The 17,381-nt window shown below is 66.0% G+C and carries 16 protein-coding genes; 12 read left to right on the forward strand and 4 right to left on the reverse strand.

The genetic code is table 11. From position 1 onward, the window contains the following. The first annotated feature begins 17 nt into the window (after window positions 1–17). Both lysA and J3E64_RS00415 read left to right on the forward strand, forming a co-directional pair. A complete protein-coding gene (lysA, locus tag J3E64_RS00410) occupies window positions 18–1,283 on the forward strand; it encodes a diaminopimelate decarboxylase (protein WP_253338452.1) in 1,266 nt (421 codons plus the stop codon). Then, window positions 1,283–2,056, forward strand: coding sequence for a bifunctional precorrin-2 dehydrogenase/sirohydrochlorin ferrochelatase (locus tag J3E64_RS00415; protein WP_253338454.1), 774 nt, complete (start codon window positions 1,283–1,285; stop codon window positions 2,054–2,056). Before lysA ends, J3E64_RS00415 begins: the two co-directional genes overlap by 1 nt. 178 nt (window positions 2,057–2,234) lie before the next feature. On the opposite strand, the gene J3E64_RS00420 is transcribed toward J3E64_RS00415, so the two are convergent. Then, on the reverse strand, window positions 2,235–2,843 hold the full coding sequence (locus J3E64_RS00420) for a response regulator transcription factor (RefSeq protein WP_253339356.1): 609 nt from the start codon (window positions 2,841–2,843) through the stop codon (window positions 2,235–2,237). Between the two features lie 154 nt (window positions 2,844–2,997). Here J3E64_RS00420 and J3E64_RS00425 point away from each other — a divergent pair, with 154 nt between their 5' ends. From J3E64_RS00425 to J3E64_RS00440, 4 genes are all read left to right on the forward strand, one after another. After that, a complete protein-coding gene (locus tag J3E64_RS00425; RefSeq protein WP_253338456.1) occupies window positions 2,998–3,138 on the forward strand; it encodes a hypothetical protein in 141 nt (46 codons plus the stop codon). Between the two features lie 65 nt (window positions 3,139–3,203). After that, on the forward strand, window positions 3,204–3,941 hold the full coding sequence (locus J3E64_RS00430) for a hypothetical protein (protein ID WP_253338458.1): 738 nt from the start codon (window positions 3,204–3,206) through the stop codon (window positions 3,939–3,941). Next, a complete protein-coding gene (locus tag J3E64_RS00435) occupies window positions 3,929–4,870 on the forward strand; it encodes a transposase (RefSeq protein WP_253338460.1) in 942 nt (313 codons plus the stop codon). Before J3E64_RS00430 ends, J3E64_RS00435 begins: the two co-directional genes overlap by 13 nt. Window positions 4,871–4,924: 54 nt before the next feature. Continuing rightward, window positions 4,925–5,479: a response regulator transcription factor gene (locus J3E64_RS00440; RefSeq protein WP_253338462.1), complete on the forward strand. Its 555-nt coding sequence runs from the start codon at window positions 4,925–4,927 to the stop codon at window positions 5,477–5,479. Here J3E64_RS00440 and J3E64_RS00445 read toward each other — a convergent pair. Continuing rightward, entirely contained in the window at window positions 5,446–6,066 is a 621-nt protein-coding gene (locus J3E64_RS00445; protein WP_253338464.1) for a TetR/AcrR family transcriptional regulator, read from the reverse strand. The two genes, J3E64_RS00440 and J3E64_RS00445, sit on opposite strands and share 34 nt — an antisense overlap. Window positions 6,067–6,220: 154 nt before the next feature. Between J3E64_RS00445 and J3E64_RS00450 the strand changes: the two genes are divergently transcribed. Genes J3E64_RS00450 through J3E64_RS00460 form a run of 3 tightly spaced genes read left to right on the forward strand, consistent with a single transcriptional unit; the run spans window position 6,221 to window position 10,416 of the window. Continuing rightward, on the forward strand, window positions 6,221–7,735 hold the full coding sequence (locus J3E64_RS00450; protein ID WP_253338466.1) for an efflux transporter outer membrane subunit: 1,515 nt from the start codon (window positions 6,221–6,223) through the stop codon (window positions 7,733–7,735). Then, entirely contained in the window at window positions 7,728–8,873 is a 1,146-nt protein-coding gene (locus J3E64_RS00455) for an EmrA/EmrK family multidrug efflux transporter periplasmic adaptor subunit (protein ID WP_253338468.1), read from the forward strand. Before J3E64_RS00450 ends, J3E64_RS00455 begins: the two co-directional genes overlap by 8 nt. A gap of 13 nt (window positions 8,874–8,886) precedes the next feature. Further along, complete coding sequence (locus J3E64_RS00460; RefSeq protein ID WP_253338470.1) at window positions 8,887–10,416, forward strand: DHA2 family efflux MFS transporter permease subunit; 1,530 nt, start codon at window positions 8,887–8,889, stop codon at window positions 10,414–10,416. Between the two features lie 6 nt (window positions 10,417–10,422). On the opposite strand, the gene J3E64_RS00465 is transcribed toward J3E64_RS00460, so the two are convergent. Further along, window positions 10,423–11,997: an ABC-F family ATP-binding cassette domain-containing protein gene (locus J3E64_RS00465; protein WP_253338472.1), complete on the reverse strand. Its 1,575-nt coding sequence runs from the start codon at window positions 11,995–11,997 to the stop codon at window positions 10,423–10,425. Between the two features lie 676 nt (window positions 11,998–12,673). Between J3E64_RS00465 and J3E64_RS00470 the strand changes: the two genes are divergently transcribed. Both J3E64_RS00470 and J3E64_RS00475 read left to right on the forward strand, forming a co-directional pair. Beyond that, window positions 12,674–12,976 (forward strand): trypco2 family protein, encoded by a 303-nt coding sequence (locus J3E64_RS00470; RefSeq protein ID WP_253338474.1) that lies wholly within the window; start codon window positions 12,674–12,676, stop codon window positions 12,974–12,976. Next, window positions 12,973–15,750: an NB-ARC domain-containing protein gene (locus tag J3E64_RS00475; RefSeq protein WP_253338476.1), complete on the forward strand. Its 2,778-nt coding sequence runs from the start codon at window positions 12,973–12,975 to the stop codon at window positions 15,748–15,750. Before J3E64_RS00470 ends, J3E64_RS00475 begins: the two co-directional genes overlap by 4 nt. A gap of 140 nt (window positions 15,751–15,890) precedes the next feature. Here the strand turns inward: J3E64_RS00475 and J3E64_RS00480 are convergent, their stop codons facing one another. After that, a complete protein-coding gene (locus J3E64_RS00480; RefSeq protein WP_253338478.1) occupies window positions 15,891–16,424 on the reverse strand; it encodes a molybdenum cofactor guanylyltransferase in 534 nt (177 codons plus the stop codon). A gap of 40 nt (window positions 16,425–16,464) precedes the next feature. Between J3E64_RS00480 and J3E64_RS00485 the strand changes: the two genes are divergently transcribed. After that, on the forward strand, window positions 16,465–17,367 hold the full coding sequence (locus tag J3E64_RS00485) for a LysR family transcriptional regulator (protein ID WP_253338480.1): 903 nt from the start codon (window positions 16,465–16,467) through the stop codon (window positions 17,365–17,367). The last annotated feature ends 14 nt before the right edge of the window (window positions 17,368–17,381 follow it).

The raw sequence follows: 17,381 nt of genomic DNA on the forward strand, positions 1-17,381 counted from the left end.
GCTACAGGACTTCCGACTTGGATCATTTTACCTATGTCGACGGCGCCATGCATGTGGAGCAGGTGCCGATGGATGCCATCGCGCAGGCGGTCGGCACCCCCGTCTATGTCTATTCGACCGCCACGCTGGAACGCCATGTCGGCGTGTTCCGCGACGGCCTGTCGCAACTGGACGATCCGCTGATCGCCTTCGCCGTAAAGGCCAATCCGAACGCCGCCGTGCTCGCGACGCTGGCGAAGCTTGGGCTGGGCGCGGACGTGGTGTCGGGCGGCGAACTGCTGCGCGCGATGGCGGCGGGCATCCCTGCCGATCGCATCGTCTTTTCGGGCGTCGGCAAGACCGCCGATGAAATGCGCCTGGCGCTGGAACGGGGCATCTACCAGTTCAATCTGGAAAGCGAGCCGGAAGCGGAGATGCTGTCGGACGTCGCGCTGTCGATGGGCAGGACGGCGCCGGTCGCCTATCGCATCAACCCGGATGTCGACGCGGGCACCCATGCCAAGATTTCCACCGGCAAGTCGGAAAACAAGTTCGGCATTCCCTATGACCGGGCAATGGAAAGCTATGCCGCCGCGCGCGCCCTTCCCGGCCTCGACGTGCAGGGGGTCGCCGTCCATATCGGTAGCCAGCTGACCGATCTCGCCCCGCTGGAGGCCGCCTTCGTCAAGGTCGGGGCGCTGGTCGAACGGTTGGCTGCGGCGGGGCATGACATCCGCACGGCCGACCTGGGCGGCGGCCTGGGCGTGCCCTACGATCCTTCCCGGCCGGTGCCGCCCAGTCCCGCCGACTATGGCGCGATGGTGACGCGGGTCACGCGCGGCTGGCCCGTCCGGCTGATGTTCGAACCCGGCCGGGTGATCGTGGGCAACGCCGGCGCGCTGCTGTCGCGGGTGGTGCGGGTGAAGCAGGGCGCGCAGGCGCCGTTCGTTATCGTCGACGCGGCGATGAACGACCTGATGCGCCCCAGCCTCTATGATGCGTGGCACGACATCCGCGCGGTGAAGCCGGACGGCACGCGCGAAACCGCCAACGTGGTCGGGCCTGTCTGTGAAACGGGCGACACATTCGCCATGCATCGCGACATGGACAGAGTCGCGGCGGGCGATCTGGTCGCCTTCATGACCGCGGGCGCCTATGGCGCGACCATGGCAGGCACCTACAACAGCCGGCCGCTGACGCCGGAAGTGCTGGTGGCGGGCGACAAATGGGCGGTGGTGCGCGAACGCCCGCCGGTGCAGGCGCTGATCGACGGAGACATCATCCCCGACTGGCTGGCGGCCTGATGCACAGCCTGCCCGTCTTCCTGCGGCTGGAGGGGCGGGCGGTCATCGTGACCGGACAGGGCGAGGCGGCCGAGGCGAAGCGCCGCCTGCTGGAACGCGCGGGCGCCCGCGTGGTGGGGGAGGCGGACGGCGACGCGCGGATCGCCATCGTGTCGGATGGCGACGCCGACGTGGCGGCCCGCCTGCGCGCGCGCGGCGTGCTGGTCAATGCGACCGACAATCCCGACCTGTGCGATTTCACCCTGCCCGCGATCGTGGATCGCGATCCGGTGCTGGTCGCCATCGGCACCGGCGGCGCGTCCGCCGGACTGGCGGCGGCGCTGCGCCAGCGCCTCGAAGCGTTGCTGCCCGTGCATCTGGGCGACCTTGCCCGCGCCCTGTTCGCGGCCCGGGCCGAACTGCGCCGCCTGTGGCCCGATGCGGGCACGCGCCGGCGCGCGCTCGCGCGGGCGCTGGCGCCCGGCGGCGCGATCGATCCGCTCGGCTTCGATCCGGATGTTGATTTCTGGCTTGCGGACAGTCCCGATGCGCCGGTGAGCGAACTCCATGTCCTGCACTTGCGCTCGGCCGACCCGGACGACCTCACCCTGCGTGACGCGCGAATGCTGGCGCAGGCGGATCGCCTCTATCATCGCCCCGATGTGCCTGACGCCATCCTCGACCGCGCGCGCGCCGACGCGGTGCGCATCATCGCGGACGCGCTGCCCGAAGCGCGGGTCGAGGGGGTGTCGCTCTGGCTGACGCTGGGCGGTGCGGACGATTTACCGGACTGACTGGATGGGGGAGACGGGGAGGTTTACGATCCTTCCCGTTCTTGTCACCCCGCATTTGATCCGGGGCCTCGCTCCCTCTCACAATTTAGCGTTCAAGCAAAAGGCGGGATTCCGGGCCAAGCCCGGGATGACTGGGAAGGGATGTCCGCGACCGGTCGCCCACCGCCTGACCCGATCGCTATTGCGCGGCCAGGCGCTCCAGCTCGTCGTGCAGCGCCTGGATGGATGAGACGAGCCGCGCCCGGTCGGCCTGCAATTCGCGCAGAGCCTCACGCGTTTCGCCCAGTTCCACGGCGCGGCGGGCGATGCGCGCGTCCAGTTCGGCATTGTTACGGGCCAGCATGTCCATCTGTTCGGCGCGCTGGTGCAGGTGGCGCAGCCGGGCATCCAGCACATCGAAATCGAACGGTTTGGTGACATGATCGTCCGCGCCCGCGTCCAGCGCCTCGACCGCGGACTGTGCGTCCAGCCGCCCGGTCAGCATCACGAAACAGGCCTTCCCGGCGAGCTTGGCGGACCGGATCTTCTTCATGGTGGCGATGGCCGGCAACAGCACCAGCCCCATGTCGATCAGGATGATGTCGGCCGGGCGCGTCAGCAACTGGCCGAGTGCGACATGGCCGTTTTCCGCCAACATCACGTCATGGTCGAGATGCGAAAGCCGGCGCGCCGCCACGGTGCGGGCGGTCGGATTCTCGTCGATCAAAAGGAGGCGAAGGCGCCGCAGCGGCTGCCCCGGCCGGTCGGTCCCGGCTGTCTCGCGCCGATGAAGGGGCGCCCGCTTCATGAACTGCATGATGAACCTCCTGCCAGACGCCGGAGCCTAGGATTGTCGCCCGAATAAATGGTTAACGCCGCGGTACGACATTAAATTCATTTAACTGGCTGCGACCGGTGGTGCGCCATAGCCTTGCCCCGTCATCACCGACAGGGAGAACATCATGCACGGCGTCATTCCCCAACTTGCCATCGAAGACATCGCCGACCTGCCCGATGGTCCCGCTCTGCTCGGCCAGGTCGGGGCCGACGCGCTGGACATCAGCCTGATGGACGTGGTGATTGCGGTCATCGACCAGCCGTGATTCCGGCGGCACTGGCGCGGGCGGTCGACGATGCCGGCCGCGCCCCGCTCGAAGACGCCGTCGCGATGATCAGGCCGTATCTGCGGCATATTGGCTGGTTTCACGCGCTGCTCGCAGACGGCCTCATGGCCATGCGCGCCGACCCGCTGCATCTGCCCCCGCTGCGCGCCAGCCGCAACGACGCGGCGCGCCATCTGGTGCTGGCCCGGACCGAACGCATCTGGGTGACCGCGACCGTGGTCGACCGGTCGAAGGCAAGGGGCGACGGCGTGCATTTCTCTGGTCGAGTGTCCCTGTGCCGCCCGCTGGCGCATGACCTGCGCGGGACAATGTACCGGCTGGAAAACGGGCGGGCGATCGCCGTCGGGGAACGGCGGGTGCGGGTGGGCGATCTGCTGGAACTGGACGAACGGTGCGAAGCCTTGCGCCTGATGCCCGAAGCGGACGCGGCGCTGCTGCTGCGGGCGCAGGTCGCGCCGGACGGCCCGGTCCGGTCGCATGTCGCCGATCTTTCCAGCGGCACGGTGGTGGCGTCCGCCCAGGCGGACGAGCGCCATGCGCGCACGCTGATGCTGCTGTCGCTGTTGCGCCTCACCGGCTGGCGCGACGCCGCCCGCCATTTCGTCGATGCGCTCGACGCCCCCCTGCCGGGCCAGCGCTGGGCGGTGATGCGCGAATATCTCGCGCTCGACACCGCCGCCGCGCTGCCGTGCCTGGCCGACATGGCGCGGACCGAGCCGGACGCTGCGGTGCGCGCGCTCGCCCGGCGGACCTTTGAAGGGATCGGGCCGTGCCGCGCCTGATCGCCCCGGATGATGACGGGGCTGCCGTCACGCTCGACGATCTGGTGGACTGGTGCGAAAGCAGCGCCTTTGATCCGTCGTGCGAGGACGGGCTGGCCGCCGCCGCGCCGATGTTGCGCGCATTGTCGCGCAATCGTGACTTCCTCGCGACCTGTGCCATGGAGGAACTCAAGACCCGCTGCGCCGGGCAAAGACGCTTCAATCCTTATTCGGCGCAAGTGATGCTGCTGCGCCCGCCGACGGGCAAATATGTGCTGCGCGCCGCTTTCTGGCCGGCGATGCACGATCATGTCGTGCGGATGAACGGCGCGGCCTCCTTTCTCTACAATGTGCCCCATGATCATGGCTTCGACTTCCTGACGATCGGCTATCTCGGTCCGGGCTACATGTCCGACTATTATGACTATGACCCGGCAAGGGTGGCGGGCGTCGACGGCGAGCGGGTGGCACTGCGCTTCCTGGAGCGCGGCCAGCTTACCCAGGGGCGGATGCTGCTCTATCGTGCGAATCGCGACATTCATGCGCAATTGCCGCCGCCGGCGCTGTCCGTGTCGCTCAACATCCTCGCCAGCGTGCCGGGGCAAGGGTGGCGGCGCCAGTTCCGGTTCGATACCGCACAGCAGCGGATCGACGCGTGCATGACCGTCGCCAGCGCGCAATTGCTGCTGGAACTGGCGGTCGCATCGGGGCATGCCGACGCCCGCGACCTGGCCGAGGATTTCGCCGATCGTCACCCGGTTGACGCGATGCGCGCGACCGCCTGGCGCGCCATTGATGCGGGGCTGTCCGGCGCGGAGCGGCTGGCCCATCGCGAACGGGGGGCGCGGTCCTGTAGTCCGCTGGTCAGCCGCGCAGCCGCGACCTTGCTCGGAAACATCCATTACGGATATGAAATGGCTTGTTTTCCCCCTGACCAATCAGTGGGATGAGCCGCGTCGGCGGATGACGGGTCGGATGTGGGCGGACGGGTCGAATGTCACGGCATGGGAAGCGATTTCGCACCGGTCGCCCGGGCATTGAGTGCACGCGGGTATGATCTGGCGATCGAACGGCATGGGGGGCGTCCGCATGTCCGCGCCGGCGGCGCGACCATCCTGTGGCAGCATGTCGACGATCCCGCCGAACGCGCCCGCGCGCTGGAGGGCGGGGCGCACGATGTGGTCGGCCCGTGGATGCACGAAGCGGAAACGGTGGCCCGGATCGTCCGCCTGGCGCAAGCGTCCGGCCCCCGTCTCTGCATCGGCGACCTCCAGATCCATCTCGTCGATCGCAGTGTCACGCGCGGCGGACGGACGGTGGCCCTGCTGGCGCGGGAATATGCCCTGCTGCTGCATCTGGCTCGCCATGCCGGGCAGGTCGTGAGTCGCACCGACCTGCTGCGCGCGGTCTGGCGACTGGATTTCGATCCCGGAACCAACAGCGTGGAGGTGCATATGTCCCGCCTGCGCGGCAAGATAGACAGGGGCTTTGCCCGTCCCATGCTGCGTACGGTGAAGAGATGCGGCTACATGCTCGACGGCGCGGAGCGGCACGGTTGATCGGGATATGGCCCGTCGGCGGCATAGGCGCGCATGAACGTGTCCACCGCCAGCCCCGAATCATATTCGATTTGCCGCTCGTCGGCATGATCGGTCTGTCCCATCAGCAATTGGTGGTGGCATCCCGCCATGCACAACGCCATCAATATCCGGGCCGTCTCCTCCGGGTCGGCGGTGCGCAACCGCCCGCGCTCCATCGCGCCGGACAGGAATTTCGCGATCAGGGCGCGCGTGTTGCGCGGCGCAAGATCGAAAAAGGTCCGGCTCAACTCGGGGAAGCGCCCGCCTTCCGCGATAATCAGGCGGTGCAGCGCAATCGCCTCGGGCGATGTGACTTTCCGGATGATACTGATGCAGGCACGCCGCAACGTCATCGCCAGATCGTCATCATGCGTCAATATCTGCGACAATTGCGCGCGATAGGCGCGCGCAACCCGGTCGATCACCGCGGCGAACAATTCTTGCTTGGAAGGGAAATGATTCCACAATGTCCCCTTGGAACCGCCCAGTGCCGCGGCTATGCCGGACATCGTCGTTCCGGCATAACCATGGTCCATGAAATAGCCTTGCGCGACCGTCAGGATCATATCCTGCCGATCTCTTCGGCGCGTCTCTCTGCGGCCGCCCGCGGGCTGCTTTTCCGTCTCCATGATTTTCCGTACCATATAGTACGATAAGTCGGTTGACAAGGTCCGGCAACAGGCGCAAGGGCGAATTGCATACTATATGGTACGGTTTGTTATGACGGTGAGTCGTATGGCTTTTTCTTCCCGCACAGTGATGGCCGCAGCATCGGTGCTGTTGCTGCCGGCGTGCGCGGCGGTGCCCGATCTTGGCCCGGAACCGGCGGTCCGGGCGCCGGCGACGGTGGCTGCCGGCCAGAGTCTCGCCGCGCCGCAGGCGGCCTGGCCCGATGACCGGTGGTGGGCCGCCTATGGCGATCAGCAACTGACGACCCTGATCGAGGAGGGGCTGCGCAACGCGCCGGACATGGCGATGGCGGCAGCCCGGTTCCGGCAGGCGCAGGCGATGGCCCGTCAGGCAGGGGCGGCCCTGCTGCCCTCGGTCGACCTAGACGCGAACGCGGCGGCGACCAAGCAAAGCTATAATATGGGCATGCCCAAGGATTTCGTGCCGCAGGGTTGGCTCGGGACCGGACGGGTCGCGCTCGATCTCGGCTTCGACCTCGACCTTTGGGGCAAGAACAAGGCTACGCTCGCGGCCGCGACCTCCGAAGCGCGGGCGGCCGAAATCGACGCGCGTCAGGCGCGGCTGGCGCTCACCACCGGCATCGCCGACGCCTATGCCGATCTCGCCCGTCTCTATGATGAGGCGGATCTTCAACGGCAGACGCTGGACATTCGCCTGGCCAGCCAGAAATTGGTGGCACAGCGGCGCAGCAACGGGCTGGAAACCCGGGGCGGCGTGCGCCAGGCCGATGCCACTGTGTCCTCCGCCAAGGCGCGGCTGGCGGGCGCGCAGATGGCGATCGAACTGCGCCAGCACCAGATCGCCGCGCTGATCGGCGCCGGTCCGGATCGGGGTTTGTCGATCGCCCGGCCCAAGCCCGGCACCCTGTCGCCGCTCGGCCTTCCGGCCGACGTGACCACCAATCTGGTGGCGCGCAGGCCCGACATCGCCGCCGCCCTCGCCCGGACCGAGGCCGCCGCCAAGCGTATCAAGGTCGCCCGCGCGGACTTCTATCCCGCCGTGCGCCTGGGCGCCCTGATCGGCGTGCAGTCGCTGGGCTATAACACCATTTTCACGGGTGCCGGTGCGGCGGGCGGCCCGACGCCCTTCCTGGACACGTTGTTCAAGGAGGATTCGATCTTCGGCAATGCCGGTCCCGCCATCAGCCTGCCCATCTTTCACGGGGGCGCGCTGCGGGCGCAATATCGCGGGGCGCGGGCGACCTACGACCAGGCGGTGGCGACCTACGACAAGACCGTGCTCGGCGCCTATCGGGAAGTGGCCGACGCGGTCACCAGTCGCCGTACCGTGGAGCAGCGCCTGGTCGACGCGCGTGCGGCCGTGACGGCGTCGCAGGATGCCTACACCGTCGCGCGGAAGCGTTACGAGGGTGGGCTGTCGACCTATCTCGACGTCCTGACCTCCGAAGATCAGTTGCTTTCCGCGCGACGCGCGGTTTCCGAACTGGAAGCCAGCGCCTTCTCGCTCGACATTGCCCTTATCCGCGCTCTGGGCGGCGGTTTCGCCGCCAGCGCTTCCATGTCCAAGGACGATATGCATGGCTGACGCCGTTTCCGAACAGTCTGTCGACACCGAAGCCGATACCGAAAAGCGGCAGGCCACGCGCAAGAAATGGCTTTCCCGGCTGGCGCTGGCGGTGATCGTGCTGGGCCTGATCTACGGCGCCTGGTACCTGCTGGTCGGGCGCAACCATGTCGGCACCGACAATGCCTATGTGAACGCCGAAATGGCGCAGGTGACGCCCCTGCTTTCGGCCCAGGCGATCGAGGTGCTGGTCAGCGACACGCAGGCGGTCAAGAAGGGCGACATCCTCGTGAAGCTCGATCCGACCAATGCGCGGATCGCGGTCGCCCAGGCGGAAGCGGACCTGGCCGAGGCACGGCGCCGGTTCCGCCAGACGGCGGCGACCAGCAATGCCCTGGCCGCGCAGGTGGATGCGCGCGGCGCCGATATCGTGCAGGCCCGCGCACAGCTGGCGACCGCGCGTGCCGAATATGAAAAGGCGCGGGTCGATCTGCAACGGCGCCAGGCGCTGGTGGACGACGGCGCGGTATCGGGCGACGAGGTGACGGCCGCCCGCCAGGCCTTCTCCGCCGCGCGTGCCGCGCTGGATATGGCCGATGCCGGTGTGAAGACGGCGCAGGCGACGCGCAGCGCGGCCTCGGGCCAACTTGCGGCCAATGACGCGCTGGTCCGGGGGTCGACCGTCGAAACCGACCCGGCCGTCATGGCGGCCAAGGCCAGGCTCGAATCCGCCCGGCTCGACGTCGAACGCACCGTCATTCGCGCGCCCATCGACGGGATCGTCAGCAAGCGGCAGGTGCAGGTGGGCCAGCGTGTCGCCCAGGGCAATCCGATCATGAACATCGTCCCTGTGGCGCAACTCTATGTCGATGCCAATTTCAAGGAGCGCCAGCTGCGCCGGGTGAAAATCGGCATGCCGGCGAAGGTGACGTCCGACCTGTACGGTGGCGATGTCGTCTATCATGGCAAGGTGGTCGGATTTTCCGGCGGCACCGGGTCTTCGATGGCGCTCATTCCTGCGCAGAACGCCACCGGCAACTGGATAAAGGTGGTGCAGCGCCTGCCCCTGCGCATCGAACTGGACCCGAAGGAACTGGCTGCCCATCCCTTGCGCGTGGGCCTGTCGATGGACGTCGATATCGACCTTTCGGGCGAATAGGAACAGCCGGGCGATGAGCGAAGAGGAAGAGATTTTCGGGCGGCTCTCGCCCCGGACGCGGACGCTGGCCGGCGTCATATTGGCCATGAGCAATTTCATGGTGGTGCTCGACCTGACCATCGCCAACGTGTCGGTGCCCCATATCGCCGGGAACCTGGGTATATCGCCCGATCAGGGGACGTGGATCATCACATCCTATGCGGTGGCGGAGGCGATCTGCGTGCCGCTGACCGGCTGGCTGGCCCAGCGGTTCGGCGTGGTGCGCATGTTCACCCTCGCGATGATGGGTTTCGGCCTGTTTTCCGTCATGTGCGGCATGTCCATGTCGCTGGGCATGATCGTCGCCGCGCGCATCGGCCAGGGCCTGTGCGGCGGGCCGATCATGCCGATGTCGCAGACCCTCCTGATGCGCATCTTCCCCCCCGAAATGCGGCCGCGCGCCATGGGCCTGTGGGCGATGACGACGCTGCTGGGGCCGGCCATGGGGCCTATCATCGGCGGCTATATCAGCGACAATTGGAGCTGGCACTGGATCTTCTTCATCAACGTGCCGATCGCGGTGCTCTGCATCGTCTTCACCCAGGCGCTGTTGCGCGTGGTGGAAACCGAAACCGCCCGGGTGCCGATCGACAAGGTCGGGCTCGCGCTGCTGGTCTTCTGGATCGGCTGTCTTCAGATCATGCTGGATATCGGCCGCGATCATGACTGGTTCGCCGACCCGCTGGTCGCCACGCTTGCCGTGCTGGCGGCGATCGGTTTCCTGGTGTTCATCATCTGGGAACTGACCGAGGAGCACCCGGTGGTGGACCTGCGCGTGTTCCGCCATGTGGGCTTTTCGTCCGGCGTGTTTACGCTCGCGCTCACCTTCGGCGCCTATTTCTCCAGCATCGTCGTCATTCCGCAATGGTTGCAGACGTCGATGGGCTATACCGCGACATGGGCGGGCATCGTGACTGCCTTTACCGCCTCGGCGGCGCTTTTCACGGCGCCCATCGCCGCCCGGCTGATGACCCGGGTGGATGCGCGAATCCTGATTTCAAGCGCGGTGTTCTGGCTTGCCTGCATGACGCTGTGGCGTGCCCACTGGACCAGCGGCGCCGATTTCGGTGCCCTGGCCCTGCCGCAGTTCATCCAGGGATTCGCGATGCCCTTCTTCATCATTCCGCTGACCACCCTGACCCTGGGGTCCGTGCTGCCCAGCGAGACCGCGTCGGCGGCGGGCCTCCAGAATTTTCTGCGCACGATGGCCATCGCCATCGCGACGTCGCTTGTCCTGACCGGATGGGGCGATGCCCAGCGCGTGGCGCGCAACGAAATCGTCGGTGCGCTGCAACCCGACGATGCGCAGCGCACGCTGCAATCCATGGGCATGGGTGCGGGCCAGGTACGACAGGTGATTTCCAACATCGTGGAAGGCGAAAGCACGGCGGTCGCGGTGGATTATGTGTTCTTCATTTCCGCTATCGTGATGTTCGTCGCCGCCATGCTGGTCTGGCTGGCGCCCCGTCCCAGGGCCGATGTCGATACATCGGCGGCGCATTGACCGGGGTCATCGCGGCAACGCCACGCGCCGGTCGATGCCGATCGCGTCCAGGAATGCCGCATCGTGGCTGACCACGATCATCGCGCCGTCATAGGCGGCCAGCGCCCGTTCGACGGCATCGATGGACTCCAGGTCCAGATGGTTGGTCGGCTCGTCCAGCAGCAATAGCGGCGGCAGTACCTCGCCGCCCAGCACGCAGGCCAGCGCCGCGCGCATCTTCTGCCCGCCGCTCAGCGCGGCGACCCGTTGCAGCGCCAGATCGGCGCGGAACCGGAACCGGGCCAGTGCGGCATGCACCGCATTGCGGGTCGAACCGGGTTGCAGCCGGGCGAAATTTTCGGCGATGCTCGCATCCCCGTCCAGCACCCCGGCATCCTGATCCAGCAGGGCGCAGCCCACCGGTCGGTGGGCGCGGCCGGCCAGCGGCTCGATGCGTCCGGCGATCAGATGCAGCAGCGTCGACTTGCCCGCCCCGTTCGCGCCGGTGATCGCGATCCGCTCCGGCCCGGTGACGGTCAGGTTCAGGTCGCGCAGCACCGGCGCTGCGGGATCGTGGCCCGCCGTCACATGCTCCAGCGCCAGCAGCCTGCGGTTCGACGGCACCTGCGCGGACGGCAGCGTCACTGTCAGCGGCGCCAGTATCTCCACCTTCGAACGGGCTTCCGCCACGGCGTCCTGCGCCTGCGCCCGTTGCTGGTCGGCGCGCCGCGCGGCATCGCCGCCCGATCGCTCGGCTTGCTCGCGCCGCTTGCCGATCAGGATGCGCGGCATCCCGCCGCGTCCCGCTTGCCGGGCGCCGGCCCCGTCGCGCCGCTGCTTGCGCTCCGTCGCCGTCTGCATCCTGCGGGTCAGGTCCGCCACCTCCCGCTCGGCATGGTCGATCTGGTGCCGCGCGGCGGCCAGTTCCACATCCTTGCGCGCGCGATAGGCGGACCAATTGCCGCCATAACGGGCAAGGCCCGGCGTGGTCAGCTCGGCTATCGCATCCATGGTTTCCAGCAGGTCGCGGTCGTGGCTCACGACGATGGCGCCACCGCGCCAGCGGGCCAGCAGCGCGACCAGCGCCGCCCGGCCTTCGGCGTCCAGATGGTTGGTCGGCTCGTCCAGCAACAGCCAGTCCGGTTCGGCGAAGACGGCGGCGGCGAGCGCCGCGCGGGTGCGCTCGCCGCCCGACAGGGCGCGCAGCGGTGTCGCCGCATCCTGCGCCAGCCCGACCTCCGCCAGCGCGTCGGCGATGCGCTGCGGCAGCGTCCAGTCGCACCGGTCCAGCTCGTCCATCGACGCCGCGCCCGACTCGGCCTTGTCGATCAGCGCCAGCGCGTCGCCCGCGTTGAACAGGTCGGCGATGCTGCCGTCGATGTCGGGCGTCTGCCGCAGCGTGGCGAAGGACCCGCCGACATGGACAGACCCCGCGGACGGGCGCCGTTCGCCGGCGATCAGCGCGATCAGGGTCGACTTTCCGACGCCGTTGCCGCCGATCAGGCCGACGCGCTCGGACGTGAAGCGGAAATCCAGGCCGGTAAGGACGGGCTTGCCGTCAGGCGTGGACCAGCACAGGTTGGACAGGGAAATTGCGGACATAAACAGGGACTTTCGTGAAGGCAGAGCGAAGGGGCTGTGCGATCATCATCTTGTCCATGTCGGTTGTCCTTTCGGTTGGGCGCGCCGTTCATCCGGTGGTCCGGTTCTAACATTCGATACCGTTCGAGGCCAGGTCTCGCCCGAATGCCGGAATCTCCTCGGACCACTGGAAATATGGGATCCCAGTGGATTTCACGATTTTGACATTGGCGGACCCATGCGTGCCGACAGGGGACGCAAATGTCAAAATCAGTCTACTAGAGCGCGGGGACAAATTAGCTACCGTTGTTGGATGACCGGGATGGGTGGGGAGCCGACGTCTGCATCTGGGACTTTGCGGTCATTCCAGCGCCCGTCAGCGAATGACGGGTTTCGAATAAACCGGTCGTTTGCGAGCGATCGGATGGCGACAAATGCACGACGACGGCTGATCGCCTGTTCGTTCCACAGATTCCTGAAGTGCTCGCCCGGGATCAACCGCCCAAGGCACTCCACCTTCAGGACGACGCAAGACGGTGCCGGCTAGGGAGTGTCCGAGTCTTTCGGGAGATGGCGCGGGGTCGGGCCGTCGCGAAGGGGGTGGACGTCCGGCCGCTAGCAAATGAGCATGCCAAAGGGCGCGATAGCGTGTAGGCTTCTGCTCATGGCGGTCGGTTGAGATCAACAGGGGGACAATATGCAGGTGAGCTTGGCGGAGGCTATTAAGCAGCTCCGAGACGAACTTCGCGAATCAGTTCTCGAAGCCCAGGGCCAGGACATCTTGTTCACCCCCAAGGAAATAGAGGTCGAACTCGCGATCACCTTCGGAGCGGAGGTTAAAGCGGGCGGCAGCGTAAAACTCTTCGCCTTTCTGGATGTGTCCTCCGAAATCAAAGCGAGTGATTCCCACCAGCATAAAATCAAGCTTAAACTTGATGTGACGGATGGAGCCGGTAATCCCATCAAGGTCAGTTCATTGGTGTTGCCAAAGGGCGTATGACACAGATGCCGTTGACGTCAGGTGCGTTCGTCGCCGATGTGGCGGCGATCTACTTTGATGATGGGCAAACAAGCGCCTTTGGAAGCGGCAGGCTGATAGCGCCCGGTCTGATTCTCACCGCGGCCCATGTTGTGGAGGCGCCAAGTGGAGCGCCTAGGGCGGCCGGATGGAAAGTACGAATCGTCGGCGATCGGTCGTCAAATGGCGCATGGTCGGGTCCTCCTACGGATGCGGTCGTGGTGTGGCGAACGCCGGAAGGAGCGGTCGGGCCCGATATCGCCCTGCTCAAGCTGGAGACCGCTACAAGGCAACCCCTGTTGAGCCCATATTTCTGTGATTATGATCTTCTTGCGCCCCTGGAAGCGGTGCCTGCGACAGGTTTTCCTCAAGCCCGTTGGGACAGCGGTGGAACGCTGAAAGACTATACGATCCATGGGGGACTGACGCTCTCAGAGCAGGGCGGTTCGTTCGATTGGGCCATCTCTGCGGCGAACAAGCCCGATGATCGCAAACTGTGGAAGGGGATGTCCGGCGCTGTCCTGGCGTATCCCCGTGTCGAAGGTAATGCCCTGAGCGTTCTCGGCGTAGTCGAGGAAATACCGGCGCATTTCTCCGATGGCCTGCTGCGCGTCGCGCCCATCGGCGCTGCCTTTCGCGACGAGCGTTTCAGCGCCCTCGTCGGCGCTGCCCTTGGATATGCGCCAAAACTCCATGATTCAGCCTTTGTACGTGGCGCTTTCAGCGTTGATCGCGAACGGGAAGCGCCATCATTCGATGCGCCTGTTTCGTTCGAGCCGCGCGTTCCCGGGCATTACAAGGACCGCGTGGACGAACTGGAACAGGCCTATTCCAAAGTGACATCGCTCCGATGGTGTGGGATCTACGGAGTGAGCGGCTCCGGAAAAAGCTCAACCGCAGCCAGACTGGCCCAGAGGCTGCGCAGCGAGCGACTGCAGAGGGTGTTCTGGATCCCGGTGGGCGCCGGTGCCGAAGCCAGCGTCATCCTCGAATATATTGCGGCAACAGGCGGGAGCACGGTTCGGGCGATCAGCGATCCTAGCGCGAAAGCCGCCCGGCTGCGCGGCGTGACGCATGAGTTGGGCGCCGTTTTCATCTTCGACGATGTGCAGTCAGCGGACCTGCTGGAAATGCTTCTCTCGGCAATCGGCGAAGGCAATGCCGTGGTCGTGACGGCGCAGCAGGAATGGGGGGCTATTTCCGTAAGGTATGGGGTACATCCCATATTCCTGGACGGATTGCCGACAGATGCCGCCGTCGAGATGCTGGACGAAATCCTCGCCTCGTCGGACACAGCTCCTGATTTTGGCGATCTTGAGCTCCTGACGCGAGAACTGGGAAATCATCCGCTCGCTATCGAGATCATCGCAGCGGAACTGAGCTACGACTGGACGGGAACACTGACGGAGTTCATCGAGGCGATGGGCCAGGCAAGCACGGACGATCAGGACCCGTTCGAGCGCCTGCGGATGTCGATCATTGCCGGCGTCGAGAGAATTGGTCCCAAGAGCCTCGATGGCTTCGGGGTGTTCGGGCTTTTCACAAGTGCCTCTGTCGACCGCCGGGCTGTCGTCCGCATCTGCGACGTCGCGTTAGGTACGGATAGCCAGAGGTTTCTGAAGGAACTGCGAAGACGGGGAATGGTCAAGACCATGCCGAACGATCGGCTGGCTCTCCATCCGTTCATCGTAAATGTCGCCCGATATCTGCTCAGACGCGATCTGAATCGCTCCGACTCCCGATATTTCGACCTCGTCACCTCCTACCTCAATCATTATCGGCAGCGGCTGCGCGAGGACGGGGGGTATGAATGGAACCTCGCCCGTTATCACCACCTGCTAGGCGAGGAGAGCGAGGTCATCGCGGCGATCGACGTTGCGTTCGGACTCTGGGTCGAGCGGGACGACGATCAGTTTGGCGCCGTCTGCGTAGAAATGACGTTCCTCATCTCCTGGTATCTGAACTGGCGAGGGTTGTGGGACGCCAGAATAAGGCTGTGCCGACAGATCACCGATCTCGCGGAACAGGGCCGCAAGGCGCGCTTCTTCTCCGCACGCAGGGGCGAGGTCGGCAATCTCTATGTTGATCGCGGATGGATGCACCTGCGCCGAAACGAACTCGCACTCGCCGGCGAGTGCGTGGCGGGCGGACTCGCCTGGCTTGAAGGTAATGGGGATATTATTTTCGCGAAGGAGCTGTCCGGCCAAGTCAGCTTTCTCACCGGTGAATATAATGAGGCCGAACGGGTATTTTCGCAGCTTGTCCATTCGGTGCGCAAGCATACCCGGTCCTGGTTCGTCTTCTCCTACCGGCTTTTCGACGTTTGCATGAGCCAGGGACGAGAGCAAGACGCAGATGCCATCCTAGATAACCTGATTACCAATCAGGATAACCCGAAGCTCGTTCGCAACGAAATTTTCTCAGATATCAGAGGGCGAATTCTCTTCCGCAAAGGCATGCGCGAGGTCGCCACGCGGAGAACGACGGAGGCGCTTCAGTCGTTCGAGGAGGCTGACCGGAATTTCAGCGAGTCCCGGATTGTTACGCCTGAACGGGTTTCCGCCCTGATTCAAATGGCCGGAATCCTGCTTGCCCGGGGCGATCGGATTGCTTCCTCCACGGCTCTCGAAGCTGCGCACGACATTGCTGTCGCGATCGGCGATGCGGAGATGCTGATAGCCATCGGCAATCTGTCATCCGGAATAACGGAGATGGGCGGCATCCCAACAGGCACCGGGAAAAGATATAGCGTGTGAGGGCCCTTTCTACTCAGCACATGGCAGTTTCCGCTAAAAACTGACGTTCACGGCGCCCGGAGTGAACGACCGGCATTGGTCGATTTCGGATGGCCTGAATTTGTCCACGCGGCCTGGGGACGGCGGCGCGCGCTGGCAAGTCAGGCGCGCCCGTCGAACCGCGCCAGGTCGTCGGGCCGGTTGATATTGGGCAGGTCCAGGCCCGCCATCGTCACGGTCCTTGCCCCGACCCGCTCCAGCCAGCCCCGGATCGACCGATTATTGTCTTCCGCCAGATGCGCGTCCAGTTCCCCTGCCAGCGGTGCCGGCCACCATCCGAGCAGGGGCTGCCCGTCCAGCACCGCCGCACCGTCTCCCGCCAGCGCGGCCGGCAATCCGGCGGGATAGACCGGCATGTCGCATCCCGTGCTCAGCACGCCGGCAAAGCCGTGGTGCAGCGCATGGTGCAGCGCCGCGTTGAGCCCGCCCAGCGGTCCCATGCCGGCGCGGGGACGGTCCGCCAGCCCGCCCTGCCTGCCGCACACGACCACGCGCGCGACGTGGGGCGCCAGAGCCGCGATGGCATGGTCGATCAGGGTGCGGCCGTCGGCCATTGGCGCGATCGCCTTGTCGCTGCCGAAGCGGGTGGACCGTCCGCCCGCCAGCACCGCGCCCAAAATCCCCGCATCGGCCATGGCTTGATAGCTCCTTTCTATAAGGCCTATAGCAAAGGCGATGCAGACCCGCCTTGTCGAATATTTTCTGGCGCTGGAACGCGAAGGCCATTTCGCGCGGGCGGCGATGCGCTGCCATGTCTCCCAGCCCACCCTGTCGGCGGGCATCGCCGCGCTGGAGGCGCAACTGGGAAAGCGGCTGATCCGGCGCGACCGCACTTATGCGGGGCTGACGGCGGAGGGAGAGGCGATATTGCCCTGGGCGCGGCAACTGGTCGCGGCGGCCGACGCGCTGGGCCAGGCGGCGGAAACGGCGCGCGGGCCGCTGAAGGGCGAATTGCGACTGGGCGCGATCCCCGCCGCGATGCCGGCCATCGGCTTCGTCGCCGAAGCCATGCTGGACCGTCATCCCGGCCTCAATATTTCGGTGCGGGCGCTCACCTCCCGCCAGATCGAGCGGGACCTGGCCGCGTTCGAACTGGACGCGGGCCTCACCTATCTGGATTTCGAACCGCCCGCCCACGCGCTTTCCGTGCCGCTCTATGTGGAACGGACGATGCTGGTCAGCGCGGCGGACGGCGTCCCGGTCCCCGATCCGCTCGACTGGGCCGACCTGGCCCGGCTGCCGCTGTGCCTGCTGCATCAGGGGATGCAGAACCGGCGGATTCTCGATGCGCGGCTGGCGGACCGGGGACTGGCGCTGCGGCCGCTGGTGACGGCCGACTCCTATGTCGCGTTGCTGGGGCTGGTGCAGCAGGGACGGCTGTGCTCGATCATTCCGGACAGTCATGCGACGCTGCTCGACGGGTTGAGTTGGGCGCGCACGCGGCCCTTGCCCGACATGGGCGAGGGCAGCCGGGTTGGCGTGATCGTATCCGACAGCGCGCCGATGGGGCCGTTGGCGCAGGCGGTGCTGGGCGTCGCGCGATCCCTGCGCCTGCCACCGGGCTTTCGCACGGTCTGATAGAATTATTCTAT

Origin of the sequence: Sphingobium sp. OAS761, from assembly GCF_024168485.1 — a bacterium.
GTDB lineage: Bacteria > Pseudomonadota > Alphaproteobacteria > Sphingomonadales > Sphingomonadaceae > Sphingobium.